Consider the following 24714-nt stretch of genomic DNA (forward strand, 5'->3'; position numbering starts at 1 on the left):
GAACGCTTCGTCACACAATTCGCTGCAAATCGCCCCGCAAGGACTGAACAACTATTCAGGAAGGAAGACAAGATGCATTTGCGTAAAGCGTCACGCCAAAGCCGCAGGCGACAAATGTGCAAAGTGCGAGCGCCGGTTGATAGACGGCTAACCACGATTGTTACCGTCATCTTAAAGCAGGTCCACGACTGTACCGCCGGACTGCGATCCTAAAGTTTACGCATGATCTTTTCGGAAAACCGCTACGCACCTTTCCGGATCATGCCTCAGCCCGGTGCAGCATGCTCGATTCGGACGCCCGAACCGCCTGGCGGCTCTTCAACCTGAACTGGCTTCCCATCATTGCCATGGGCGGCCTGCTGGCGATTGGCCTCCCCGCGACCGGTCTGAGCCTCGAGCCCGTCGCCTACAGCATCACGCTGGCGATCGCGGCCCTCCTGGTCGGCGTCGCCTGCGGCCACCGCATCGCCAAGGGCGAGCTTTCCGATCCGAAACTGGTGTTCTCGCTCGGCACGATCGGACAGGTCATTCTCACCTGCGCCATCGTCGGACCTTTGAGCTACGTCGCGGGCAAGATGAACTGGCCGCTCCAGGACGAGGCGCTGCTCGCGATCGACCGCGCGCTCGGACTAGATCCCGAGCCGCTGGCGCGTTTCGTCAACGACCATCCCTGGCTGGCGGACGTCCTCGCCCGCGGCTACGGACTGATCAAATGGCCGCTGCTCGGCGTTCCCGTCGTGCTGACGCTGACGGCACGTTATGTGCGGCTGCAGGTGTTCATGCTGGCGATGAGCCTTGCGCTCGCAGTCACCGTTGCGATCTCCGCATTGGTGCCGGCGATCGGCACCTATTACGGGCTGCAATTGCCGGCCGCGCATTTCCCCGAGATCAATACCGCGGTTTATGCAGGACAATTGCGCGACATCCTCGCCCTGCGCGACGGCAGCCTGCACGAGCTGCATCTGTTCTTCCTCTCCGGCATCGTCTCGTTTCCGAGCTTTCACACAGCATCCGCCGTGCTCTACATGTGGGCGCTGTGGCCGGTGCGCGGCATCGGCGGCATCGCGGCCGCGCTCAACATGTTGATGATCGCGGCGACACCGGCGATCGGCGCGCACTACCTCATCGACGTCGCCGGCGGCATCGCGCTTGCCGCAACCTCGATCTGGGTGACGAACCTTTGTGTTGAACGGCTCGGCCGCACGGCGCCGGCGTCTGCCGCATCTGCGCGACCGCCGATCTGGCAGCCCAGCCTCGCGGAATGACGGCGCGATCGGTGTCACGCCGCAATCGGTGTCGTAGGCTGGCAAAGGCGCATAGCGCCGTGCCACCGTCTCTCCGCAACAGCGATAGAAACTTGTGAGTACGCTGGCGCCTCCTCGTCATTGCGAGCGAAGCGAAGCAATCCAGAGTCCTTCCGCGGAGGCAGTCTGGATTGCTTCGCCGCGCCCGCAATGACGGTGCGGGATCGCCCAAAAGAAAAGAGCCTCGTCGAAGACGAGGCTCTCAGAATTCAGAAGTCGTCAGCCCTTACTTGAGGCTGCTCGAGATCGAGCCGAACTTGGTGTTCAGCGTGCTGCCGAGGTTGTTGACGACGGTGATGATCGCCAGCGCGATGCCGGCGGCGATCAGGCCGTATTCGATAGCGGTGGCGCCGGATTCATCCTTCACGAAACGCGCAACGAGGTTCTTCATAGAGTGCTCCCAAAAAAGTACACAAGGCTACAACTGATCTGGTCTCTTCGGCTTCCCAGCGCCGCCCGACCATGGAACCGAACCTAGGGACAAAGAATTGCGCCGCAGTTAATCCGACTGCGGAAACAAACAGCGGTTTGCGAGTATTCGCCGATGGTAAACCGAAATTGAAAACAATCCGTTAAATTGTAACGACATCACAGTCGCCGCGGCCGGTTTACCCGAAGTTATGACCGCCGTGGTCCAATGCCGCTCGCCAATCCGACAAGAACAAGCAGGATGACGAGGCGGCATGTCCCTTTCCTTTGTGAACAGCTTCGCGGTGCAGAGCCGCGCGCGAGTGCTGGTGCCGCTCTGCGTCGGAGCGGGCGCCTATCTCTTCTTTCTCTGCGTCGGCGATACGCTGCTTCAGGACTCCGACTCGTTCTGGCAGATCAAGATCGGGCAATGGATCCTCGACCATCACGCCCTTCCCTACACCGACTTCTATTCCTTCACGCGACCGGGCGCGCCATGGGTTTCGACCTCATGGCTGTCACAGGTCGCGTTCGCGCTGTCCTATACGCTATGGGACTGGGCCGGCCCGGTGATCCTCACCGCAGCCGCGGTCGCATTGTCGGCGGCGATCCTCGTCTATCTGCTCGACGCGCATCTGGAGATGCCGCGCTCGGTGCTGTTTGCGATGCTGGCGGTCGTGCTAGCGCTGCATCACATCCTGGCGCGGCCGCACATGCTGGCGCTGCCCGTGATGATCGCATGGGTCGGCATGCTGATGGCGGCAGCCGACCGCAAGGGCACGCCGTCATGGTCCTGGCTGCCGCTGATATCGCTGTGGGCGAACCTGCATGGCGGCTTCGTGCTGGGTCTCGCGCTGATCGGCCCGATGTCGTTCGTAGCGCTGTGGGGCCTTCAGTCCGACAAGCAGGTCCGGCTGCTGCTGCGCTGGTTCCTGTTCGGCGTTGCCGCGCTTGCCGCGAGCTGCGTCACGCCCTATGGCTGGCGTACCCTGCTGGGTGCGACCAACATCCTCAATCTCGGCGAACTGCTCACGGTCATCTCGGAATGGTCGCCGGCGAACTTCGCATCCTTCACCGCCTTCGAAGGCGCGCTGCTCGGCCTGATCGCGCTCGGGCTCTATCGCGGCCTGACGCTGTCGCCGCCGCGCATCCTGATGATCCTGCTGCTGACCTGGATGGCACTCAGCCATGTCAGGAGCATCGAGGCCTTTGCCTTCCTGGTGCCCCTGGTGCTGGCCAAGCCGCTCGGCGAGACATCGTCCCTCCAGCAAGCCGATGCGCATCCGGGTGAGAGCTGGTCTGCCCGGTACCTGACTGCGGCGGGCGCGTTGATGATCGTGGCAGCAAGCTGGACGTCGACCTCGATCTTCATGTCGCATCACCGCTTTACATTCACGATGGACCAGACGCCGGTTGCGGCGACCGACCTGCTCGAAAAGCGCGGGGCGCAGCGTATCTTCAACGCCTACAGGTTCGGCGGCTATCTGATCGGGCGGGGTATCCCGGTCTTCGTCGACGGCCGCGCAGAGCTCTATGGCGAGAAGTTCGTGATGGACGTCTTCAAGGCGACGGAAGGAAGGAAGCCCGAGCTGCTGCCCCGCCTGCTCGACGAGCACAAGATCGACGCGACACTGCTGGCCGCCGATGCGCCGGGCCCCCAGATCCTCGATCACCTCAAGGGCTGGAAGCGGATCTATGCGGACGACATCGCGGTGATCCATATGCGCGAGGACACCACGGCTCCGTAACGATCCCATGCGCGGACTGCGCGTGCATCGATCGTTGAGCTAGCCGCGCGGGCTCGTGAGCGCGACGCTCGATCGCTCAACCGGGAGATCGCTCTGTCGCCGACGATGCCTCCTTCCCCACAACCGGCTCGCTCGCGCCCGCGGAGAATACGCAGAGCCGCCTCGTTCGATAGCGCACGCTGCGTCGTCCGGATATTGCGGCTCGTTGTAGAGCCCGGCAACGATCGGCAGATGGTAGAGGTTGTTGGTGAGACCGAAAACGAATCCCGTCCCCAGCACCGACACCGCCGAAGACGGCGACCGAAACTATCTCGACCCAGAAATTCGACGCGCTGACCGCGCGATCGCGGCCGATCATTCAGAGGTGACGTTGACGTCTGCCATTCGAGAGCCGGTGAAAGCGACCGCTGCGCATCAGCCTTGGTTGAGCGCCGTGCCGGCTATCCGTCCGAAAGCGCCCGCCCGGCTCGCCCGCGCAGAGCGATGAAGACGGACAGCAGCAGAACCAAACCACAAACGCCAAAAGCGGCTTAAGCGACGTTTCCGGAATTGGCCCACGGGCCGATGGTAAATGCGGTGCTAAGGCCCGCGGCACCATCGCTCCATTCCGGGACAGGTCAATTTCCCGTCTGCAACTCGCCAAAGCGCTCCCAGCTCCTGCCGTTGAAGCGCATGAACTGCATCTGGTCGACCGGAACGTGATCGGTCGGGCTGGTATTGACCTTGATGCCGGGCAGCAGCATCGGCAATTCGAGATCGCGGATCGCAAACGCCTGCTTCAGGATGTTCTCGGTCGACAGATCGTCGCCGCAGGCTCTCAGCACCGCCTCCAGCGCCATCGCGCTGTTGTAGGAATTGACGTAGTTGGTGTCGTGCTGATCGGCCTCCGGCGCATATCTGGTCATGAACTCGCGCCAGCCCTTGACGCCGGGATCGTCCTTCCAGGCGGGATCGTCGGGATCCTTGACATAGGCGGTGGAGAGAATGCCGGTCCCGGCTTCCAGCCCGGCCGGCTCCATCACGGTCGAGACCCATACCGCCACATTCGAGAGGAACGTCATGGGGCGCCAGTTGATCTCGAAGGATTTGCGGATCGCCTGCGCCGCGAATTTCGGCGTCGCAGCGATCACGAACACGTCGGCGCCGGAAGCCTTCAGCTTCACGATCTGGGAATCGATGGTCGGATCCTGGATCTCGTAGGTAGCGTTGGTGACCACGGAATCGTATTTTTCGCCGAGCACGTCCTTCAGCCCGGCGAGATAGTCGCGGCCGTAATCGTCGTTCTGGGAGATGACCGCGAATTTCGCGTCGGGATTCTTCGCCAGCGCATAGCGCGCATAGAGCCGCGCCTCGTAGCGGAACGGCGCCTGCACGCCCATCGTCGCCTGCGGATATTGCGCGATGTCGGCGAATTTCGAAGCGCCGGAGCCGATGAAGAGCTGCGGCACGTTCTTGCTCTGGAGATATTTTGCGATCGCGGTGTTGTGGGCGGTGCCGATCGAGGAGAAGATCAACGCGACCTCGTCGCTCTCGACCAGGCGGCGTGTCTGCTCGACCGATTTCGGCGGCGCGTAGTTGTCGTCGAGCGAGATCAGATTGACCTTACGGCCGTTGATGCCGCCCTTCTCGTTCAGCATCTTGAAATAGCCGACCTCGCCCTTGCCGAGCGCGCCGAAGGCGGAGACCGGGCCGCTATAGGGCATGGTCTGGCCGATCCTGATTTCGGTTGCGGTGACGCCGCGCATCTCGGCGGCGAACGGAGCAGCAGGCCACAGCAGAAATGAAAGAGCGCCAAGCGCGCCCAACGCCGCCTTAACGCGCATCGGCTTCCCCTCCCCTTTGATCGGTGCGATCACGCCGCACCTTCATTTAAGGGGAACATGCCATGACATCGCGGCAAACTCCAATCATTATCGACCGGCGATGGCAGGGCGGGCACGGTGCAAGAGCGCCTTTGCCCACCCTGCGCCTTTATCAGGATCGGCGACCTGCGCGGCCCATTACCTGCAAGGATGGCGGCTGCCGTCGAAGCCCAAATAGGTGCCCGTTGTCGGGTCGAAGGAACGATAGCGTTCGGCGCAGGACCGCGAACCATCCGCGCGAGCCACAATGTTATCCACGCCTCGCGCGGGCGCTGCGCCGTCCGGCAACTCCAGGCCCAGCCGGCCTGCCGGCGTCAGCGTGCCATTCAGGTTGCGATCGGGGTTCTCCGCCTCGTACGTGCCCGGGTGGCTGCTTGCAAAGCCGGATTGCGCGTAGGCGGTGGTTGCGGTCAGGGCCGACAACAAAGCCACGGCAGCAAAAGTCTTGAATCCAGTCATGGTCGATCTCCATCAGGGGCCGGTGCATCGTGCGGCCGGTGCGGCAGGAAGTGGATCGACATGATGCGCCGGACAACCCCGACGCGTTCGATATGCGCGACGGGACGCAATCTCACCGTTCAAATGCATAAAGAGTCGTTTGTTTGCGGAACGCGACGAATGATCCATCTCCGCGGAGCGGCGAGCTCTGTGGTCTTCACATCTCGGTGCGATTCTTCCTCGAGACTGACGCGCAGGCGTTGCAATGACTAATATCCGATGATCGAACAGGAAGGCGCATCATGATATTTCGCAATCTCTTCGCGGCATTGCTCGTCGCGGTCTCGATCACAGCCGCGCATGCAGCGCCGCGATGGCTGAACCTGCCGCCGACGCCGACCTTGCCAAAGGCAGCGCAGAGCGGCCTTGCGCCGGTCAACGGCATCAAGATCTGGTATGCCGTGTACGGCCGGGGTGAGCCCGTGCTGCTGCTGCATGGCGGTCTCGCCAACGCCAATTACTGGAGCCATCAGGTCCGCACGCTGCAGCGGCACTATCAAGTCATCGTCATGGAAAGTCGCGGGCACGGGCGCAGCAGCCGCAACCAGGAACCCTACGGCTACGATCTGATGGCCTCGGACGTGGTCGGACTGCTCGACCATCTCAAGATCAGGAAGGCGGCGATCGTCGGCTGGAGCGACGGCGCGATCATCGGCCTCGACATCGCCATGAAGCATCCGGAGCGGGTGAGCAGGCTGTTCGCCTTCGCGGCGAACTCGGATCCGTCGGGTGTTGCCGACATCGCCTCAAACGACGTCTTCAACGCCTTCATCGCGCGGGCGGGCGAAGAGTACAAGCGCCTGTCGCCGACACCGACGCAGTACAAGAGTTTCGTCGACGAGATCACCAAGATGTGGGAGAGCCAGCCGAAATGGACGGCTTCGGACCTCGCGGCGATCAAGGTGCCGACCTGGGTCGTGGACGGCGACCACGACGAGGCGATCAAGCGCGAAAACACCGAGTTCATGGCGGCGAACATTCCGGGCGCCGGCCTCCTGATCCAGCCGGAGGTCAGCCACTTCTCGTTCCTGCAGGATCCCGAGCAGTTCAACCAGGATGTGCTGCGGTTCCTGGAGCGGAAGGATGCGGCGAAGTGAGATATCGTAGGGCGGGGCAAGGCGACGGCGTGCCCATCACCTCTATCGCATCCGGCAGGGGTTCGCCCCCACCGGATCGACTGCGCCTCAATCACCTTAGTTGAATGTTTGCAACCTCAATTTTAGCGATCCATCGGCTTGGCGTTCGAATACGTGCATGGCTAAACCGCCAATAGGCGAGGGCTTGCCCTCTTTGTCCTTGCCGGTGGCGCTCCACTTAGCTGTGCCGAACACGACCTTGTCGTCCCCGCCGGCATCGATCATCTCCAACTTGTGACCCGTCACGCCGTTCGCGAAGATTCCGTCAAAGAACTTCTCGATCTCCGCAGGCCCCGATGCGACCTGATGTGTCGGCGGCATCAGTTTGGCCGTCGCGACATAGGAGGCACCGATGGCTTTTGCGTCGTGCTTGTTGAATGCGGCGTCCCAGGCCGCGTAAGCCTTCTCCACGTCCTGCTTGGCGTCTGCGGCCAACGCAACCCCGGGCGCGCCGAGCAGGCAAAAGACTAATGCTGATGTTTGGGCCAACTTCATCGGATGCTCCTCTGTTGGATTAACGTGCTTCCCCCCAATCTTCTCGATTGCTCAGTCAATCAGTCCGGTCGGCTGCGGCGGATACGCTTCCATCACCACGACGATATCGTCCCGGTCGCACTGTAGCCGGCTGTCGGTCATTAGGGATGAGGTACAGGTGATGGCAAATTCAACGGCGCCATTCACCACGGGAGTCGCGCGCAGTGACACCGCTCATGCAGCCGGTCACACATACGCCGAATGCCAACCATCGTTACCGGTTCTGCGACGGACCACTCAAGATAGCCATCGCTGGTTGCCGGGAGACTCCATCCAAAAGTTCGTGGAACAGCAATTCCGGGCAATTACCGTCAACAACGCTGCCAAGCCGGTGCGCGACGAGAGCGAAACAGGCGGACACGGCCTGCGACTCGCGGGCTGATCGGATGCATGCGTAGACGCACTAGCCTGCCACGATCTCATTGCAAGCGCGGCGCGTGTCGCTCTCGTGTCCCGGACGCGCTGCAGCGTGCAACGTTGCGGCGCAGGGCCGGGACCCAGCGGGCTGCACGGAAGGTGCGGAGACATGGGCCCCGGCTCTGCAACGCACCGTCGAAGGGACGCTGCGCTGCGTCCGGGGCACAGAGCTGAGTCACGAGCCAAACAAAAAACGCGGCGTTTCCGCCGCGTTTTTCAATTCACTATGCCGCTCCTCGATCAGGCCTGCGGCTGCGGCTCCAGGCCGGGATCCGGATCGGGCCGCGGGCGCGACTTGCCGGCCGGGGGCACAGCGGAAGCGCGCGGCGTGGTCGGCTCAAGCACGGACTCGCGGTTCGGCTTCTTGCCCTTGAGAAGGTCGACGATCTCGTCGCCGGAGAGCGTTTCGAACTCGAGCAGGCCCTTGGCCAGGGCTTCAAGGTCGGCGTGCTTCTCGGTGAGGATGCGGGTCGCTTCCTTGTAGCCTTCCTCGACCAGACGTCGGATCTCGGAGTCGATCTTCTGCACGGTCGCTTCGGAGGCGTTCTGCGTGCGCGAGACCGACATGCCAAGGAACACCTCGTCCTGGTTTTCGCCATAGGAGACGGTGCCGAGTTCTTCCGACAGGCCCCAGCGCGTCACCATCATGCGGGCGAGGCGCGTGGCCTGCTCGATGTCGGAGGCCGCACCCGAGGTAACCTTCTCGCGGCCGAAGATCAGCTCTTCGGCGACGCGACCGCCCATCATGATGGCGAGGCGCGAGGTCATCTGCTCCAGCGACATCGACAGCTTGTCGCGCTCGGGCAGCTGCATGACCATGCCGAGCGCTCGGCCGCGCGGAATGATGGTCGCCTTGTGGATCGGATCGGTCGCAGGCACGTTGAGGCCGACGATGGCGTGGCCGCCCTCGTGATAGGCCGTCAGCAGCTTCTCTTCCTCGGTCATGACGAGCGACTTGCGCTCGGCGCCCATCATCACCTTGTCCTTGGCCTCTTCGAACTCGGCCTGCGTCACCATCCGCTTGTTGCGGCGGGCGGCGGTCAGCGCCGCTTCGTTGACGAGGTTCATCAGGTCGGCGCCGGAGAATCCCGGGGTGCCGCGCGCGATGGTCTTGAGGTTGATATCCGGAGCCAGCGGAACTTTACGAACATGGACCTTGAGGATCTGCTCGCGGCCGACGACGTCGGGATTGGGCACCACGACCTGACGGTCGAAGCGGCCCGGACGCAGCAGCGCCGGATCGAGCACGTCGGGACGGTTGGTCGCCGCGATCAGGATCACGCCCTCGTTGGCCTCGAAGCCGTCCATCTCGACCAGCAGCTGGTTCAGCGTCTGCTCGCGCTCGTCATTGCCGCCGCCGAGACCGGCGCCGCGATGACGACCGACCGCGTCGATTTCGTCGATGAAGATGATGCAGGGCGCGTTCTTCTTGGCCTGCTCGAACATGTCGCGGACGCGGGAAGCGCCGACGCCGACGAACATCTCGACGAAGTCCGAACCCGAAATGGTGAAGAACGGCACGTTGGCTTCGCCCGCGACCGCACGCGCGATCAGGGTCTTACCGGTGCCGGGAGGGCCGACCAGCAGCACGCCGCGCGGAATGCGGCCGCCGAGGCGCTGGAATTTGCCGGGGTCGCGGAGGAATTCGACGATCTCCTGCAGGTCCTGCTTGGCCTCGTCGACGCCGGCGACGTCCTCGAAGGTGACGCGGCCATGCGCCTCGGTCAGCATCTTCGCGCGCGACTTGCCAAAGCCCATCGCCTTGCCGGCGCCGCCCTGCATCTGCCGCGACAGGAAGATCCAGACGCCGATCAGCGCGATGAAGGGCAGCCAGGAGACCAGCAGCGAGACGAACCACGGCACGTTGTCGCCCGGCGGCTTCGCGGTGATCTGGACCTTGCTGTCGTAGAGGCGCTTCACCAGCGTCGGGTCGTTCGGCGCATAGGTCTGGAAGCTCGAGCCGTTGGTGAAGGTGCCATGGATGTCCGGCCCCTGGATCACGACGTCGCGCACATTGCCGCGGTCAACTTCGCTCAGAAGCTGGGAGAAGGCGATGTCCTGCGAGGAGGCGCGCTGACCCGGATTCTGGAAGAGCGTGAACAACGCCAACAGCAGCAACACTATGATGACCCAGAGGGCGAAATTGCGCAGATTGGCGTTCATCGTTCTTCCTTCGTGGTCGCGCGGATCGCGGCCCTGATCCTTCAGGAGTTACTCGCCCCAGTGATTTGGGCAATCGAGGAAATCCCCAAGGAATCCTCATCGTTAGACGCATACAATTTAGGTGCCGCCGCGCTCGCTGCCAAGGGAACGAGATGGGACTATTTATCCCATCTTAGAGCGATTCCCGCTGAAATAATGGCGACCTAGCTGGGGTTTTTCCCGCCTGGTTCTTGCCTGGTTAAGGTGTCCTGACGGCACGCCGCGGAAGCGGCCGGTGTCATGATCCGCCCTCCTCCGCCCTTCAGGTCCCCTTTTGGGACCGCCGCGCCGGCGCAGGCGCGATGTGGATACGCCCGCCGGCAAGGCTGATCAAGGCTCCCGCAAGGGTCTGCTTCAGGACCGGCCGGCCATTTGCGGCTGCGCGGGGGCCCAGAGCCAGAGCCTGATCGAGCACGGACAGCAGGGTTTCGACCTTGCCGAGTTCCGCCGGGCCTTCGTGCCCAAGGGCATTGATGGCCCGCAGCAGGAGCCGCAACCGGACCTCCTCCGGCAGGCTGGCGAAGGCGACCCCGTCGAAACTTCGCACGCCCGGCCCATGCGGCGCATCGTCGCGATCGGTCAAGCGGAGGAAGCGCTCGGCACCATCCGTCAGTACCTCCACCGCCGCATTGGCACGCGCCACCCTGCCTGCGAGCCGCGCCAGGCTCCTGGCGTCGCCGCCCTCGGCCGCGAGAAGCGGCAACAGCGCCCGCAGCCGCGGCCGGGTGAAGGCGGTGTCGCGGTTGGTGGGGTCATCGGCGAAGCCGATCTTCGCTCGCTTGAGGGTCGCGATCAGCTGGGACTTCGGCACGTCGAGCAGCGGGCGCGCCAGCACGATGTCGTCGCGTTCTGCAAGGCGCGCCATCGCCGAGAGCCCGGCAAGCCCGCTGCCGCGAAGCATGCGCATCAACAGCGTCTCGGCCTGGTCGTCGCGGGTGTGGGCGGTCAGCACATGGCTCGCGCCGGCGGCGCGCGCCGCCTGTGCGAGCAGCCGGTAGCGCGCCTCGCGCGCAGCCGCAGGCAGTCCCGTCTTCGGCTTGGCGCCGCGCCAGCGCAGGGTCCGGTGCGCAAGGCCGAGCTCGGTCGCAAGCCGCTTGACCTCGCGCGCCTCGCGCCCCGCCTCCACCCGCAGGCCGTGATCGACGGTGACGACGGTGAGACGCGGGCCGCGCTTAAGGCTGCGCCGCCAGCGCGCCGCGAGCCACATCAGCGCGACCGAATCCGGCCCGCCGGAGACCGCGAGCACCAGTGCCGGCGCGTGCTTCAGGTCGGCGAAGAGCAGCTTCGCCGCGCGCACGGAGATCGGTGAATTGTCGTCGTCTGACATGACGCTGCAATCGTCCGCGGATGGATCGACTGTTTAGCGCAACGCCGTCCGCTTTGTCAGCGATCGCTCTTGTTGAGCATGATCTTTTCGGAAAACCGCTGCACACTTTGCGCTAACGCGGCCCTTCGGCTCCGGATCATGCTCTAGCACTTCACCCGCTTCTGCTCGCGGTCGACGGCGGCTTTGACGCCGGCGGAGGCGCGCGGATATTTGCGGCCGATCTCGCCGAAGGCGGCGCAGGCGGCTTCCTTCTCCTTCAGCGCGGCGAGCGACTGGCCGAGCCGCAGCAGGGCATCCGGCGCCTTGGCCGATTTATCGTATTTGGTGGTGACGGCGAGGAAGGCTTCCGCGGAATCGCGGTATTGCTGGCGCTGGAAATAGCTTTCGCCGAGCCAGTATTGCGCATCGCCCAGCAGCGGATCGTTCGGATATTTCTGCGCAAAGTTCTTCATGGTCTGCTCGGCCAGCGCATAGTCCTTGCGCTGCATGTAGCCGATGCCGAGGTCGAACTCGTCGCGCGGCGTCGCCGAGGGCGGCAGCGTGGTCAGGCCAGCGCCGCCACCCTGTGCCGGATAGCCCTGCTGGGCCGGCGGATAGCCGGGCTGGGCCGCGGGCGGCACGCCTTGCTGGTAGCGCGGACTGGTATTGGCGAGATCGAGCGGGTCGCCGGCGTTGCGTCCGCCGGGCGCGCCCGGCATCGGCTGCTGTCCGCCGCCAAGGGCGCGCGGCGCACCCGGTGCGTTCGGATTCTGGTTCGGATCGAAGGCATCGCCGCGGCGGCGCGTGCCGGGGGCGCCGGGCGCCGGCTGCTCCTGAACGATCGGTGCGGGAGCGCCGGCCTGCGGCTGCTCGTAGTTCGGCTGCACCGCCTGCTGCTGCTGGCGATAGGCCGGCGCGACCTGAGAGGGTGAAATTTGCGCGGGCGGCACGGCCGCGACACCGGGCTGGACCGGCTGCTGTTGTGCTGGCGCTCCTTGCGCGCCGCCCTCGAGGGCGCGCAGGCGCTCCTCGAGCTGCCGGTTGCGGTATTGCAGTTCCTCGTTCTGGCCGGTGAGCTGGCGCAGCTGGTTCTCCAGCCGCTCGATCCGCATCTCGGGGTCATCATCCGTCTGGGCCAAGATCGATTGAGCCAGGACGGGCGCGCACAAAGAGAGCAGCGCGGCGGTCGCCACGGAGCCGGTGAGAACCTTAAATCTGGATGACATCTTGCCCTGACGACGAAAGCGAAATGGCCTGCGACGGAACATTCGACGCGCCACACATTGAAGTGGAGTACGCCAAAAATGTGACTGCTACAAAGGGGTTTCTGTCACAGATCGCTGAAACGAAACCGGCGCCCGTGAGGGCGCCGGCATGATCGATTCCCGGAGATGAACGGCGCCTGACTGAAAGCGTCAGGAGCTCGCGTTCAGCACGGTGACGGCGCGACGGTTCTGCGACCAGCAGGAGATGTCGTTACAGACGGCCACCGGCCGCTCCTTGCCGTAGGAGATCGTGCGCATGCGGTTCGGGTCGATGCCGCGCGACGCGAGGAACGAACGCACCGACTGGGCGCGCCGCGCGCCGAGCGCGATGTTGTATTCGCGGGTGCCGCGCTCGTCTGCGTGCCCCTCGATGGTGAAGGAGTAGCGCGGATAGGTCTGGAGCCACTGCGCCTGCTTCTCCAGCGTCACGATCGCCTGCGGGGTCAGATCGGTCTGGTCGCTCTCGAAGAACACGCGGTCGCCCACGTTGACGACGAAATCCTGCTGGCTGCCCGGCGTCGCCGCATTGGCCATCGCATCCGTCGCAGCATTCTTGTTGGCGCAGGCGCCCATCGACAGCGCGACGGCAAGCACCGCGGCCAGCTTCAATCCCTGGAGGATACGCATAGGATGTTTCATTCCGGAGCCTCCACGCTCACGTTAGTCCACTGCTGTCCGGTCTACAGGGGGTTGGTTAAGCGAACGTTCCGTCAACCTTGACGGAACCTTGCCTCAGCCGGTCAAATGCCCCCAATCGGCGAAAAGCACCCGTGATGGTTAATGGGTTGTAAATGTGGCGCGAGGGTGAAGGCAAGCGCATTGGCGATCAAAACCCCCCTTCCGCCGGACCTAGCCGGCGGCCGAGCGGCTGAAACCGCTCGCGAGCTAAAGGGTTCGGGCCTGCGCAGCCATGCTGGCGACCAGAACCGGCCGCGCTGGGGCGATCCGGTCGGTGCTACGTTCGAACAGCATCCGGCGCTCAAACGCGCTCGATCGCATAATGGGGAAGCGCGTCAGGATCCTTTCCCGGACTTTGGGGTAGGCCGAGGCCATCAGAACGGCCTTCTTGGTCGGCCAGCCCGGAAACGAACGCGGCTCGGTGAGAGTCTCGGAGAGGAACACGCGGCGATAGAACGCCTGATGATCGGTTCGCACCATCGAGAGGCCGACGTCGGCATTGAAGTGCTCACAGGCCACGAAGGGCAGCCGCACGGTCAGATAAGGCAGTTCAGGGAAGCGCTGCTGCATTTCCGGATCCGCAACGAACCGACATGGGTCGATAAAGACTTCGCCCCGGTCCAGGCGGGGATGCAGCACATCGCCGAACACCTCCGTCGTGTAGGACATTCGCCATTCGGACGTCAGAACGTGGATGCGGACGGAGCTGCAGAGGTCGTTGTCGACGTAGACTCCAAAATTCCACACGTTGGGCGCGTCGTCGAAACGGTCAGTCACCCGCTGCGATTCCGACGGCGGAATCAGCCCGGCCTGCAAATAGGCACGGTAACGCATCAGGTAGAGACTATCCTTGTCCTCGTCAGTCTCGATGAGCCGGTAATCGATGCGGTCAAACAGCGCGGCTCCGCGCGGGAGGTGGGCCGTGTTCGGTTCGGCTCCGGACTTCATCTGCGACCTCGAGACTCCAAGCAACTTCCGCGAGTGGTCGTAGATTAATAGTTCCTTAACAGAATTGCAAAGCCTTCGAAGTGTTAGGGTTAACCATTGCGGTCCGCAAAACTACGGGAGCAAGCTAGAGCCGATTGCAATGATGCGGCTGGCAGGAAGCGATCAGGCGATGGATCGCGACGACACGAGAGCGATCTGGTCGTCAGGTATGCGACGGCCATGCGAGGCATTGAGCAGCTGGCGAACCCGCACCGCCGGAACGGGCCTGCTGAACAGATATCCCTGTCCTTCGGTCACGGTGCCGTCGGCGCTGATCAGCTCGAGCTGCTCGTTGGTCTCGATGCCTTCGACCACGACCGCCATGCCGAGATCGGCCGACAACCGCGCCACACCACGCAGCAACGTCAGCGGACGATCGGAGTCGATGCCTTCAAGGAATGAGCGGTCGATCTTGACCTTCTGCATCGGGAAATTGTGCAGATAGCTGAGGCTTGAATAGCCGGTGCCGAAATCGTCGAGCGAGATCCGCACGCCGAGCGCATGCAATTGCGACAGGATGTCGTGCGTGAGTTGGGTGTTGCGCAGGAGCGAAGATTCCGTGATTTCGATCTCCAGACGGTGGGCTGGAAGCCCCGAGACCTCGAGCGCGTAGCGGATCTCGCTCAGCACGTCGCGCTGATGGAATTGCTGCGGCGAGAAGTTGACGGCGACGCTGACACCCTCCGGCCACTTCATGCACTCCATGCAGGCGCGGCGCAGGATCCAGCGGCCGAGATCGACGATCAGGCCCATGTCCTCGGCGACCGGAATGATGTCGATCGGCGAGACCGTGCCGCGCACCGGATGATTCCAGCGCAGCAGCGCCTCGCAGGTCGTGATCTTGCCGGACTTCAAATTGACCAGCGGCTGGTAGAACAGCTCGAACTCCTCGTTGGCGAGCGCCTTGCGCAAGTCGAGCTCGAGGATGCGGCGGGCCTCGACGGTCGCAGCCATCTCGTCGCGGAAGAAACAGAACGTGCCGCGGCCGTCGGCCTTGGCGCGGTACAGTGCCATGTCGGCATTCTTGAGCAGGGTGTCGGCGCTGGTGTCATCCGGGGAGGCCAGCGCGATGCCGACGCTGGCGCCGATCTCGACCAGATGATTGTCGATGCGGTAGCGCTCGCTCAGGCGCTCGACGATGCGGCGGGCGAGGCTCGCGGCGTCCTCGGCCGAAGAGATGTTCTGCTGGAATACGACGAACTCGTCACCGCCGAAGCGGGCGACGAAGTCCTCGGGGCGCAGCATCTCGCGCAGGCGGTTGGCCACTGCACATAGCAGCTGATCGCCGCAGGGATGGCCGAGCGTATCGTTGACCTGCTTGAACTGGTCAAGGTCGACGAAGAGCAATGCCGATAGACTTTCCGAATGACGCGCGACCGCGAGCAACCGCTCGATCTCGTCGCGAAAATTGACACGGTTCGGCAGCGCCGTGAGATCGTCGTAGCGGGCCAGATGGCTGATCCTGGCCTCGGCGTTGCGCCGCTCCGTGATGTCCTCGAGAAGCACGACCGCACCGCCGTCAGCCATCGGCTGGACGGTCCATGACAGCGAACGATTTCTTCGCGGATCGGGATCGGCAGTAATGATCTCCTTGGCCTGCGCAGTTTCGATATCGGAGATGATGACGCGGCCGCTCGCAGCCGAGATCGATCCCGCTTCCACGCATGCGGCGACGATCTCGCGCGCAGTCGTGTTGCTCTGGGCGAGGTTGTCGGGCAGGCTCATCATGGCGGCGAAACGGTGATTCATCACCGCGAGCTGGCCGTCGATGCGAAACATGCAGAGCCCGTGCGGCATGTTGTTGAGCGCCGTATCGAACTGGCCGGCGAGCGCGGCCTCGCGTTCGCGTGCGACAACCGCGCGCAAGAATATCTTGTGTAGATTGCCGGAGAGGCGCATGACCGAAAAGAGGAACGCGGCGCAGACGACGGACATCGCGACGTAATAGGGAGTGCGGTGCAGAGCCAGCGCGACCACGGCTGGGCCGAATATTAAAGTGGCCTGCAGACGAAATATCGACTGCCGACCGTAAGCTCTCCCCGCCCCTCCCGCCACGATTCCGGTGGTGACCGAGAGCGCGATCATGTGAGCGATGGCGTCGTCACTGCTCAACAGCGTCGTTGCACACCAGAGACCAATCACGGCGGCCTGGATGAGCGCTCCAACCTGGTACCGCCTCTGCCAACTCGCTGCCTGTTCCGCGCTCAGAACCGATTTCTGGGCCTGGTATCTGCTGAGATCGAAAGCACGTATAGCTCCCGCGAGAATGAGAAGCGGGACAAACCCCCAGAGCAGCATCTGTCCGGTCTTGAGCGCCGTCAGGGAGGCCGAGAACGCAGAGAAGACAATGCCGGTCAGCACCGTCCCGGGAGCTTCGAACAGCGAATCGGTCAGCGCCGCCGAAATCGTCGGCGAGGCCTGGTCCGGCTCTCTACTCTGGCTTGCGAACTGCATTTGTGTTTGTACGCGCGTCCTGTTTAGCGCGTAGTTTTACCCAGCCCAGGTGAAGTCTTTCTGAGGGAACATCGTTAAAGTCGAGTTGTTTTTCGGCAATAGCGAACCGATTTCCGCTGAAATATCAAGCAACTAGGCAAGCCTTGCCGGGCGCAAGGTGAAGGAAAGGTTGCTTTCCCCACCGGACGCGAAAAAATCGGCGCTTTTTTTCGGAAACATCGCGCGTCTGAACGCGCGATGCGAGAACCACGTTCCGATGGAAGCGGAACGGGGTTCTCGATTCTTGTTTTGACGGGTTTTCTTTACGCGAACCGGTATCCACTTCGCTCGAAAACGCTCTATTGGCCAGCAGTCGAGGACAATAGCGGCGACCATGCCGGGTCGGAGGCGAAGCCCGGCGTCGGCACCTTCAGCTCGTTGCGGCCGGAGATGTCGACGGAGTACAGCGACGGCCCGCCATTGCCGCCGGGATCGCGGAAGAACATCAGCACGCGGCCGTTCGGCGAGAAGGTCGGGCCCTCATTGTGGAAGCCGGAGGTGAGCAGCCGCTCGCCGCTGCCGTCAGGCTTCATGACGCCGATCGAGAACTGCCCGCCGCCCTGCCGGGTGAAGGCGATATAATCGCCCTTCGGTGACCACACCGGCGTCGAATAGCTGGCGTTGGTGTCGTCCTTGGAGAAGGAGATGCGCTGCGCCTGTCCTCCGCCCGCCGCCATCACGTAGATCTGCGACCGGCCGCCGCGATCGGACTCGAAGCAGATGCGGGCACCGTCCGGAGAGTAAGACGGGGACGTGTCGATCGCCGGCGTGTCGGTGAGGCGCGTGGTCGAACGCGAACGCAGATCCATCACGAACAGGTTGGAATTGCCGCCCTGCTGCAGGCTCATGATGACGCGCTGGCCGTCCGGCGAGAAGCGCGGCGCGAAGGTCATGCCGGGGAAGTTGCCGACGATCTCGCGCTGGCCGGTCTCGATGTTGAAGAGATAGACCTTCGGATCGCCCTGGCCGAACTCCATGTAGGTGATCTCTTGCGAGTTCGGCGAGAAGCGCGGCGTCAGCACGAGGTCGGAGCCGCGGGTCAGATAGCGCACATTGGCGCCGTCCTGGTCCATCATCGCGAGCCGCTTGACGCGGCGTTCCTTCGGCCCGGTCTCGTCCACGAACACGACGCGGCTGTCGAAATAGCCCTTCTCGCCGGTCATGCGCTCGTAGATCTGGTCCGAGATGATGTGGGCGATGCGGCGCCAATATTCCGGCGAGGTGAAATATTGCTGTCCCGCGAGCTGCTGGCCGGTGACGACGTCCCACAGGCGGAATTCGGCCTTGAGGCGGCCGTCCGGCTGCCGCGTCATCCGGCCTGTGACCAGCGCCTGCGCGTTGATGGTCTTCCAGTTCTGGAATTGCGGCGCGACGTCGATGTTGCTGATGCGCTCGATGAAGGCGGCCTGGTCGATCGGCGCGAACAGGCCCGAGCGCTTCAGATTGTTGGTGATGACCTGCGTGACGCCGTTGCCGACGTCGCCGTCGGAGGGCGAGCCCGGCACGAAGCCGGTGATCGCGATCGGGATCGGCTGGAATTCGGTGGGATCGATGCGAAGCCGCGGCTGACCCTGGGCGAAGGCGTGTCCACCGCCGAGCATCGCGAGCGTCGACCCGGTCAGGGTCATGAAGCGGCGGCGGTTCATCGAGCGGGCGTCATTCATTGCAAAATTCTTTTGTTCGGATGTCACAACATATCTTTCAGGCCGAAGGTCATCGGGATGAGCTTCCAGCTCTCGTACTGCTGCTTCGGCATGAACGAATAGACCTGGCACTGCACGATGGCGCGCTTGGCGCTCTCCGCCACCGCCTGAGCGATCGACCGCGACGGTCCCCTCACCGCGACGACGATCGGCTCGGACGCGAGCGACCCGTCGATCTTCATGGGGATGTCGATGTCGGCCTCATACTGATCGGCGTCCTGACCGTTATAGGTCGGCGTGAAGCAGCGCTTGACCGCGCCCTGGAATGCACCGCGCCAGGTCGCAACGTTGTTGGCGGCCGTCCCGGTGGCCGCTCCCAGCGAGGCCGACGCGTTCAGCGCGGAGCCTGCGAGCTCGTGCCGGGTCGCGGCGCGCTTGTCGAGATCGCGCTGGATCTGCGCGGGATCGAAGGTGCGCTCCTTCGGCTTCGGCTGCTGCTGCGGCTGCACCGCCGCGACCTTCTGCTCGACGGGCTTGGGCGGCGGCTTCTTGGTGTCCAGCTTCTTCTGCAGCTCGGCGATCGGATCTTCCTTGGCCGGATCAGGCTTCTTTTCCTGCGGCTTCGGCTCTTCCTTCGGCTTGGTCTCGGCGACGGGCTTGGGCGGCTCGGGCTTCTTCTCGACCGGCTTCTCGACGGGCTTCGGCGGCGGCTCCGGCTGCGAGTTGGTCTTGATCAGCTCTTTCTTCTCGGTGACCTTGCCGACGGCATCTTCCTCGGGCTTGGCCTCGGCGATCTTCTCGACCTTGGGCTTCGGCTCTTCCTTCTTGCCGGTCTTCTGCCCCGCCATCATCTTGGCGAGCTGATCGGTGGAGATGATGTCGACCGGAAGCGACTCCTCCGGCGCGATGTAGGCCTTGCTGCTAAAAGTGACGAGGCCCCATCCCAGCACGAGGACGTGGAGAGCAATCGACGCAACGAGTGTCTTGTCGACGTTCACCTTCACCGGCCTAGGACCCCTGATCCGCTTCCGTGACGAGCGCCAGCTTCTTGAATCCGGCACCGGACAACAGGCCCATCACCTTGGCCACCGTGCCGTAATCCGCCTTCTTGTCGGCGCGCAGATAGATGCGCTCCTCGAGCCCGCCGCGCGCGTCCGTGATCGCCTTCAGCTTCGGCACCAGCTCGTTGATCGCGACCTCGGCGTCGTTGATGAAGACCTTGCCCTTGATGTCGACCGACATCTGCAGCGGCTTCTGGTCGTTGTTTTCGAGGCTCTTGGCCTGGGTCTGCGGCAGGTCGAGCGGCACGCCGACGGTCAGCATCGGCGCCGACACCATGAAGATGATGAGCAGCACCAGCATCACGTCGACCATCGGCGTGACGTTGATCTCGGCCACGACGGGCTTGCGCCGGCCACGGCGCCCGCCGCCTCCGGACGAACTCGCAACGTTCATGGCCATGATCGCGTGCCCAAATTGCCCTTCACACTAAAGACCTTTCCGTTCCGATGGAATCGGAGCGAGACCCTGTATCCTTGTTTTGACGCGTTTTCTTTACGCGAACCGGTACCCACTTCGCTCGAAAACGCTCTATACATGCCGCCCCTCAGCCCCGCTCGTCGATCTGACGGGACAAAATGGCTGAAAATTCATCAGCGAAGCCCTCGAGCCGCTGGGCCTGCCGGTTCACCTCGGATGTGAACTTATTGTAGAAAATAGTGGCAGGAATGGCGGCGATAAGGCCGACCGCGGTCGCAAACAGCGCCTCGGCGATACCGGGGGCCACCACCGCCAGGGAGGTATTTTTCGACGCCGCGATCGACTGGAAGCTCGACATGATGCCCCAGACCGTGCCGAACAGGCCCACGAAGGGGCCGGCGGAGCCGACCGTGGCGAGCACCAGGAGGCGGCGTTCCAGCCGTTCGACCTCGCGCGCGATCGAGACGTTCATGACCTTGTCGATGCGCATCTGGAGCCCCGCGACCGAGCGGGCGTGACTCTCGAACGAGCGTTTCCACTCGCGCATCGCCGCCACGAAGCAGGCCGCCATCGAATGCGTCGGCTTGGCCGAAAGCGTGCGATAGAGCTCCTCGATCGACTCGCCCGACCAGAAGGCCTGCTCGAACCGGTCCATCGAGCGGCGGGTGCGGGCGAACAGGAAGATCTTGTCGATGGCGATCGCCCAGACCCAGACCGAGCAGGACAGAAGTCCCAGCATCACGGCTTTCACGATCCAGTGAGCCTGCCAGAACAGCGCGATCAGCGACACGTCCGCGGAAGCGGCAACCGGAAGGGCTGACTGAGCCACGTCGGCCGGATTCATAAGCGATATCCTCTCAAGGCGATCTTCAACCTCATGTCCCGGCCAGCAATGACCGCCGGTTCCCCAACCGCCGCGCTACCTGCGCGGCCGGCAAGCCCGCTCAAAGCCTTGTCTTTCTGGGGTGCAGGGCTCGTCCAAAGCCGGCCGCCTGCATTCCCTGCCAAGATGTCAAAACTAAGGGGCCTTGACTCCAGGCCTTGACTTCGGGCTCCGGGCACGCCTGTCCACCCTTACCAGAGCCCGCCGATGGTTAATGCGGGGTTACCGCCGGCGCAATTGGCTGCGGGAAAGGCAGGCGGCGCAGGGGGATGGCGGCCTGGAGGCGGCAGCAGGCACGGGGCGGCGTGGTCGAGCAAGGTCGGTTCCCTCACCCTTGCGGGGAGGGAGCGCAGTGTGCGCCTTGGCCAACATCGCGCATCGCCACGCCCTCGTACTCCCTCGGCGGGCGCAAGCTGATAGGGTCCGTTCGCGGACAACAACGTGCCGATATCACCGGCCAGCCCTGAGGACCCCCCATGCCGAAATCACAAACGAACGTGCGGTGGATGACCGCCGCGGTCGTATCGCTCTGCCTCGTCACATCCAGCCTTGGGCACGCCGCATCGATTGCGCCGGTCGCCGCGGAAAACGGCATGGTGGTGTCGGCACAGCATCTGGCGACACAGGTGGGCGTCGAGGTGCTCAAGCGCGGCGGCAATGCCGTCGATGCCGCTGTGGCCGTCGGTTATGCCCTTGCCGTCGTCTACCCGGCGGCCGGCAATCTCGGCGGTGGCGGCTTCATGACGATCCAGCTCGCCGACGGCCGCAAGACCTTCCTCGATTTCCGCGAGACGGCCCCAAAGGGGGCGACGGCCAATATGTATCTCGACAAGGACGGCAACGTCATCAAGGGCATCTCGACCAAGGGGCATCTGGCCGTGGGTGTGCCGGGGTCGGTCTCGGGTATGGAATATGCGCGTGAAAAATACGGCACCATGAAGCGCGCCGACCTGCTCGCTCCCGCGATCCAGCTCGCCGAACAGGGATTTGTGCTCGACCAGGGCGACATCGACCTGCTGCGCACGGCAACCGACGATTTTAGGGACGACGCGGCATCCAGCGCCATCTTCCTCAACAACGGCCAGCCATTCGGCGTGGGCGACAGGCTGGTGCAGGCCGAGCTAGCGAAAACCCTGCGCGAGATCAGCAGCAAGGGCACCGACGGCTTCTATAAGGGCTGGGTCGGCAGCGCCATCGTGGCATCCAGCCAGGCCGGCAAAGGCCTGCTGACACAGGACGATCTCGACGGCTACAAGACGCGCGAGCTCGCACCTGTCGAATGCGACTATCGCGGCTATCACGTGGTTTCCGCGCCGCCGCCGAGCTCGGGCGGCGTCATCATCTGCGAAATCCTGAATATCCTGGAAGGCTATCCGCTCAAGGAGCTGGGCTATCACTCCGCGGCTGCCATGCACGTGCAGATCGAAGCGATGCGGCACGCCTACGTGGACCGCAACAGCTATCTCGGCGATCCCGACTTCGTGAAGAATCCGCTCGACCGCCTGCTCGACAAGGCCTACGCGGCCAAGATCCGCGCCGTGATCGATCCGAACAAGGCCGGCGTGTCCAAGGAGATCAAGCCGGGCGTCGCGCCGCACGAGGGCAGCAACACCACGCATTATTCAATCGCGGACAAGGACGGCAACGCGGTGTCCGTCACGTACACGCTGAACGACTGGTTCGGCGCCAAGGTGACGGCGGCAAAGACCGGCGTACTGCTCAATGATGAAATGGATGACTTCACCGCCAAGATCGGCGTTCCGAACCTGTATGGCCTGGTGCAGGGTGAGGCCAACGCCATCGCGCCCGGCAAGCGGCCGCTCTCCTCAATGAGCCCGACCATCGTCAGCAAGGACGGCAAGCCCGTGATGGTGGTGGGCACGCCCGGCGGCAGCCGCATCATCACGGCCGTGCTGCAAACCATGATCAACGCCATCGACTACGGGATGAACGCGCAGGAAGCCGTCGACATGCCGCGCATCCACCAGCAGTGGTTGCCCGACCTGACCAATGTCGAGAGCTACGCGCTGTCACCGGACACGCGCAAGATCCTGGAGGGCATGGGCCACAAATTCGGGCCACCGCAACCTGCGAACCATCTGGCGGTCATCATCGTCGGCGCGCCGTCGCTTGACGGCAAGCAGGTCGGCAACAATCGTTACTACGGTGCGAACGATCCGCGCCGCAATAGCGGGCTGGCGGCCGGGTATTGAGAGAGTGCGTAAGGTTGGTCAGCCCTGCAGATGCGCCAAGCGCATCTGCTCGGCGTAACCCACCTCGTTAATCTCCGCGACGGCAGAAGCGTTGGGTTACACCAAGGGACTGCGCTCCGCGCAGCCCGGGGTTAACCCACGCCACCGGACTGCGGCGTGCGGCGAGATGGGCCTCGGCTTTGCCGCGCATCATCAAGAGAGGCGCTACGCTGCCGCCGGGACATGAGTGTTCTGCCCGCACCGTGTCACCGGAGGAACCTCCCCTCGCCGCCAAAATTGTCCCGAAAATCACTTTTAGCGAGGGCATTGCCATGAGCATCAACCCCAAGACGACCGCCGCCGTCGGCGATCATCCTCTCCACCCCATGATCATCCCGTTCCCCGTGGCGTTCCTGGTCGGCGCGCCCATCGCCGACCTCGCCTTCATTGGAACCGGTGACGCTTTCTGGGCCAGGGCTGCCATGTGGCTGATCGGCGCCGGCATCGTCATGGCGCTGGCGGCCGCCGCGGCCGGCTTTACCGATTTCCTGAGCGAGCCGCGCATCCGCCGTCTCAACGACGCCTGGTACCACATGATCGGCAATCTTGCGGCGGTCGTGCTGGCGCTGATCAACTTCTGTCTGCGCTATGCGCAAGGCAGCGAGGCCGCGATCAAGCCGTGGGGCGTGGTGCTGTCGCTGATCGTCGTCGGCATCCTGCTGTTCACGGGATGGAAGGGCTGGGCGATGGTCTATCGCCATCACGTCGCGGTGCTGGATGCACCGGGCCAGACCAGTTCGGAACCGGTGACGCCGCAACATGGCGGCGAGAGCCACCGCCGCGCCGCCTGACGGCGTGATGGCGCCTCAAGCCGCCGACGCAGGCTCGGGGCAGTTGGTCAATCGCGCGGGATTGCCGACCGCGGTGCAGCCCGCCGGAATGTCCGACGTCACGACCGTGCCGGCGCCGATCTTGGCGAAATCGCCGATGCTGATGTCGCCGAGAATGGTCGCACCACCCCCGATGTAGACGCCGCGGCCGATGCGCGGTGAACACGCCGGAAGCTCGCTATGCCGGCCGATGCTGACGTTCTGGAGGATGGTGACCGCATCGCCGATGACGGCATTGGCGCCGATCACGATGCCCGTGGCGTGGTCGAGATAGACTCCAGATCCAATGCTGGCCGCCGGATGGATGCTGACCTGCAAGGCGTTCGAGGCTTCGTTCTGGAACAGCAGCGCCGCATCGATATGGCCGCGATGCCAGTGCCAGTGCGAGACACGCCAGGCTTGCAGCGCGACGTAGCCCTTGTAGTGCAGCAAAGGCGGCAGCAGCTCGGCGATGGCGGGATCGCGCAGTGCAATGGCCTGCAAGTCGCAGGCGGCGGTCCCGATCAGGTCCGGCGCGCCGCGAAAGGCGTCAAGGGAGAAGGTGTTGAAACGCGCCTGCTCCGCCGCGGAGCCGCCGAGTCTGCGCCCGATCAGATCGGCCAGGGCGGCAGCAAAATCGCCGTGGATCAGGACAGTATCGGCAAGGGACTTGCCGAAGACGGGATCGGCCGCGATCGCACGCTGCGCGTCGTCGCGTATGTCCTGCCAGAGACTGCCGCTCGTCGAGGTCGCAGCTGTCGTCATCGCCGCCTCTTCCTTCTCACCTGTCGAATATAGGCCGCAGGGAGG

20 protein-coding genes are annotated in these 24714 nt (G+C 63.8%); 5 read left to right on the forward strand and 15 right to left on the reverse strand.

Annotated features, from left to right (window positions below; translation table 11 throughout):
* Positions 1-281: 281 nt before the first annotated feature.
* On the forward strand, positions 282-1265 hold the full coding sequence (locus tag A5906_RS32995; protein WP_080139303.1) for a phosphatase PAP2 family protein: 984 nt from the start codon (positions 282-284) through the stop codon (positions 1263-1265).
* A gap of 265 nt (positions 1266-1530) precedes the next feature.
* Here the strand turns inward: A5906_RS32995 and A5906_RS33000 are convergent, their stop codons facing one another.
* Positions 1531-1695, reverse strand: a complete 165-nt coding sequence (locus A5906_RS33000; protein ID WP_018641576.1) for a Flp family type IVb pilin — start codon at positions 1693-1695, stop codon at positions 1531-1533.
* A gap of 292 nt (positions 1696-1987) precedes the next feature.
* On the opposite strand from A5906_RS33000, the gene A5906_RS33005 reads away from it, so the two are divergent.
* Positions 1988-3460: a hypothetical protein gene (locus A5906_RS33005; RefSeq protein ID WP_080139304.1), complete on the forward strand. Its 1473-nt coding sequence runs from the start codon at positions 1988-1990 to the stop codon at positions 3458-3460.
* Between the two features lie 617 nt (positions 3461-4077).
* Here A5906_RS33005 and A5906_RS33015 read toward each other — a convergent pair.
* Positions 4078-5283, reverse strand: coding sequence for an ABC transporter substrate-binding protein (locus A5906_RS33015; protein ID WP_080139305.1), 1206 nt, complete (start codon positions 5281-5283; stop codon positions 4078-4080).
* Between the two features lie 177 nt (positions 5284-5460).
* Positions 5461-5781: a BA14K family protein gene (locus A5906_RS33020; RefSeq protein ID WP_080139306.1), complete on the reverse strand. Its 321-nt coding sequence runs from the start codon at positions 5779-5781 to the stop codon at positions 5461-5463.
* A 281-nt stretch (positions 5782-6062) separates the two neighbouring features.
* Between A5906_RS33020 and A5906_RS33025 the strand changes: the two genes are divergently transcribed.
* The gene (locus A5906_RS33025) at positions 6063-6917 is read left to right on the forward strand and encodes an alpha/beta fold hydrolase (RefSeq protein ID WP_080139307.1); all 855 of its coding nucleotides are present in this window, start codon (positions 6063-6065) and stop codon (positions 6915-6917) included.
* A gap of 96 nt (positions 6918-7013) precedes the next feature.
* Here the strand turns inward: A5906_RS33025 and A5906_RS33030 are convergent, their stop codons facing one another.
* The 11 genes from A5906_RS33030 to tolQ form a co-directional block, all read right to left on the reverse strand.
* Positions 7014-7451, reverse strand: a complete 438-nt coding sequence (locus A5906_RS33030) for a YybH family protein (RefSeq protein WP_080139308.1) — start codon at positions 7449-7451, stop codon at positions 7014-7016.
* A gap of 696 nt (positions 7452-8147) precedes the next feature.
* Positions 8148-10070, reverse strand: coding sequence for an ATP-dependent zinc metalloprotease FtsH (ftsH, locus tag A5906_RS33035; RefSeq protein ID WP_018641582.1), 1923 nt, complete (start codon positions 10068-10070; stop codon positions 8148-8150).
* Positions 10071-10371: 301 nt separating this feature from the next.
* Positions 10372-11436, reverse strand: a complete 1065-nt coding sequence (tilS, locus tag A5906_RS33045; RefSeq protein ID WP_080139310.1) for a tRNA lysidine(34) synthetase TilS — start codon at positions 11434-11436, stop codon at positions 10372-10374.
* 143 nt (positions 11437-11579) lie between these two features.
* Positions 11580-12641 carry a tol-pal system protein YbgF gene (gene ybgF, locus A5906_RS33050; RefSeq protein ID WP_080139311.1) on the reverse strand — a complete coding sequence of 354 codons (1062 nt, stop codon included), beginning with the start codon at positions 12639-12641 and terminating at the stop codon, positions 11580-11582.
* A gap of 189 nt (positions 12642-12830) precedes the next feature.
* Entirely contained in the window at positions 12831-13319 is a 489-nt protein-coding gene (gene pal, locus A5906_RS33055; RefSeq protein ID WP_018641585.1) for a peptidoglycan-associated lipoprotein Pal, read from the reverse strand.
* A gap of 246 nt (positions 13320-13565) precedes the next feature.
* The gene (locus A5906_RS33060; protein ID WP_080139312.1) at positions 13566-14306 is read right to left on the reverse strand and encodes an N-acyl amino acid synthase FeeM domain-containing protein; all 741 of its coding nucleotides are present in this window, start codon (positions 14304-14306) and stop codon (positions 13566-13568) included.
* A 162-nt stretch (positions 14307-14468) separates the two neighbouring features.
* A complete protein-coding gene (locus A5906_RS33065; RefSeq protein ID WP_080139313.1) occupies positions 14469-16799 on the reverse strand; it encodes a putative bifunctional diguanylate cyclase/phosphodiesterase in 2331 nt (776 codons plus the stop codon).
* A gap of 338 nt (positions 16800-17137) precedes the next feature.
* Positions 17138-18484 carry a Tol-Pal system beta propeller repeat protein TolB gene (gene tolB / locus A5906_RS33075; protein WP_080139341.1) on the reverse strand — a complete coding sequence of 449 codons (1347 nt, stop codon included), beginning with the start codon at positions 18482-18484 and terminating at the stop codon, positions 17138-17140.
* Between the two features lie 41 nt (positions 18485-18525).
* Positions 18526-19485, reverse strand: a complete 960-nt coding sequence (locus A5906_RS33080) for a protein TolA (RefSeq protein WP_080139315.1) — start codon at positions 19483-19485, stop codon at positions 18526-18528.
* 4 nt (positions 19486-19489) lie between these two features.
* Positions 19490-19942 (reverse strand): protein TolR, encoded by a 453-nt coding sequence (gene tolR / locus A5906_RS33085; RefSeq protein WP_080139316.1) that lies wholly within the window; start codon positions 19940-19942, stop codon positions 19490-19492.
* Between the two features lie 145 nt (positions 19943-20087).
* Positions 20088-20804 carry a protein TolQ gene (tolQ, locus tag A5906_RS33090; RefSeq protein ID WP_018641591.1) on the reverse strand — a complete coding sequence of 239 codons (717 nt, stop codon included), beginning with the start codon at positions 20802-20804 and terminating at the stop codon, positions 20088-20090.
* A 545-nt stretch (positions 20805-21349) separates the two neighbouring features.
* On the opposite strand from tolQ, the gene ggt reads away from it, so the two are divergent.
* A complete protein-coding gene (gene ggt, locus A5906_RS33095) occupies positions 21350-23056 on the forward strand; it encodes a gamma-glutamyltransferase (protein ID WP_080139317.1) in 1707 nt (568 codons plus the stop codon).
* Positions 23057-23367: 311 nt separating this feature from the next.
* On the forward strand, positions 23368-23886 hold the full coding sequence (locus A5906_RS33100; protein WP_080139318.1) for a DUF2231 domain-containing protein: 519 nt from the start codon (positions 23368-23370) through the stop codon (positions 23884-23886).
* Between the two features lie 15 nt (positions 23887-23901).
* On the opposite strand, the gene A5906_RS33105 is transcribed toward A5906_RS33100, so the two are convergent.
* Positions 23902-24669: a serine acetyltransferase domain-containing protein gene (locus A5906_RS33105; protein WP_080139319.1), complete on the reverse strand. Its 768-nt coding sequence runs from the start codon at positions 24667-24669 to the stop codon at positions 23902-23904.
* Positions 24670-24714: the final 45 nt, after the last annotated feature.

The organism is Bradyrhizobium sacchari, from assembly GCF_002068095.1.
Taxonomy (GTDB): Bacteria; Pseudomonadota; Alphaproteobacteria; order Rhizobiales; family Xanthobacteraceae; genus Bradyrhizobium; species Bradyrhizobium sacchari.

Coding starts and splice junctions, on each gene's coding strand:
- A5906_RS33065 (WP_080139313.1), bottom strand. CDS start 16,799: ATGCAGTTCGCAAGCCAGAGTAGAGAGCCGGACCAGGCCTCGCCGACG.
- tolR (WP_080139316.1), bottom strand. CDS start 19,942: ATGGCCATGAACGTTGCGAGTTCGTCCGGAGGCGGCGGGCGCCGTGGC.
- A5906_RS33005 (WP_080139304.1), top strand. CDS start 1,988: ATGTCCCTTTCCTTTGTGAACAGCTTCGCGGTGCAGAGCCGCGCGCGA.
- tolQ (WP_018641591.1), bottom strand. CDS start 20,804: ATGAATCCGGCCGACGTGGCTCAGTCAGCCCTTCCGGTTGCCGCTTCC.
- ybgF (WP_080139311.1), bottom strand. CDS start 12,641: ATGTCATCCAGATTTAAGGTTCTCACCGGCTCCGTGGCGACCGCCGCG.
- A5906_RS33060 (WP_080139312.1), bottom strand. CDS start 14,306: ATGAAGTCCGGAGCCGAACCGAACACGGCCCACCTCCCGCGCGGAGCC.
- pal (WP_018641585.1), bottom strand. CDS start 13,319: ATGAAACATCCTATGCGTATCCTCCAGGGATTGAAGCTGGCCGCGGTG.
- A5906_RS33015 (WP_080139305.1), bottom strand. CDS start 5,283: ATGCGCGTTAAGGCGGCGTTGGGCGCGCTTGGCGCTCTTTCATTTCTG.
- ftsH (WP_018641582.1), bottom strand. CDS start 10,070: ATGAACGCCAATCTGCGCAATTTCGCCCTCTGGGTCATCATAGTGTTG.
- A5906_RS33020 (WP_080139306.1), bottom strand. CDS start 5,781: ATGACTGGATTCAAGACTTTTGCTGCCGTGGCTTTGTTGTCGGCCCTG.
- A5906_RS33000 (WP_018641576.1), bottom strand. CDS start 1,695: ATGAAGAACCTCGTTGCGCGTTTCGTGAAGGATGAATCCGGCGCCACC.
- A5906_RS33105 (WP_080139319.1), bottom strand. CDS start 24,669: ATGACGACAGCTGCGACCTCGACGAGCGGCAGTCTCTGGCAGGACATA.
- tilS (WP_080139310.1), bottom strand. CDS start 11,436: ATGTCAGACGACGACAATTCACCGATCTCCGTGCGCGCGGCGAAGCTG.
- tolB (WP_080139341.1), bottom strand. CDS start 18,484: ATGAACCGCCGCCGCTTCATGACCCTGACCGGGTCGACGCTCGCGATG.
- ggt (WP_080139317.1), top strand. CDS start 21,350: ATGACCGCCGCGGTCGTATCGCTCTGCCTCGTCACATCCAGCCTTGGG.
- A5906_RS32995 (WP_080139303.1), top strand. CDS start 282: ATGCTCGATTCGGACGCCCGAACCGCCTGGCGGCTCTTCAACCTGAAC.
- A5906_RS33030 (WP_080139308.1), bottom strand. CDS start 7,451: ATGAAGTTGGCCCAAACATCAGCATTAGTCTTTTGCCTGCTCGGCGCG.
- A5906_RS33025 (WP_080139307.1), top strand. CDS start 6,063: ATGATATTTCGCAATCTCTTCGCGGCATTGCTCGTCGCGGTCTCGATC.
- A5906_RS33100 (WP_080139318.1), top strand. CDS start 23,368: ATGAGCATCAACCCCAAGACGACCGCCGCCGTCGGCGATCATCCTCTC.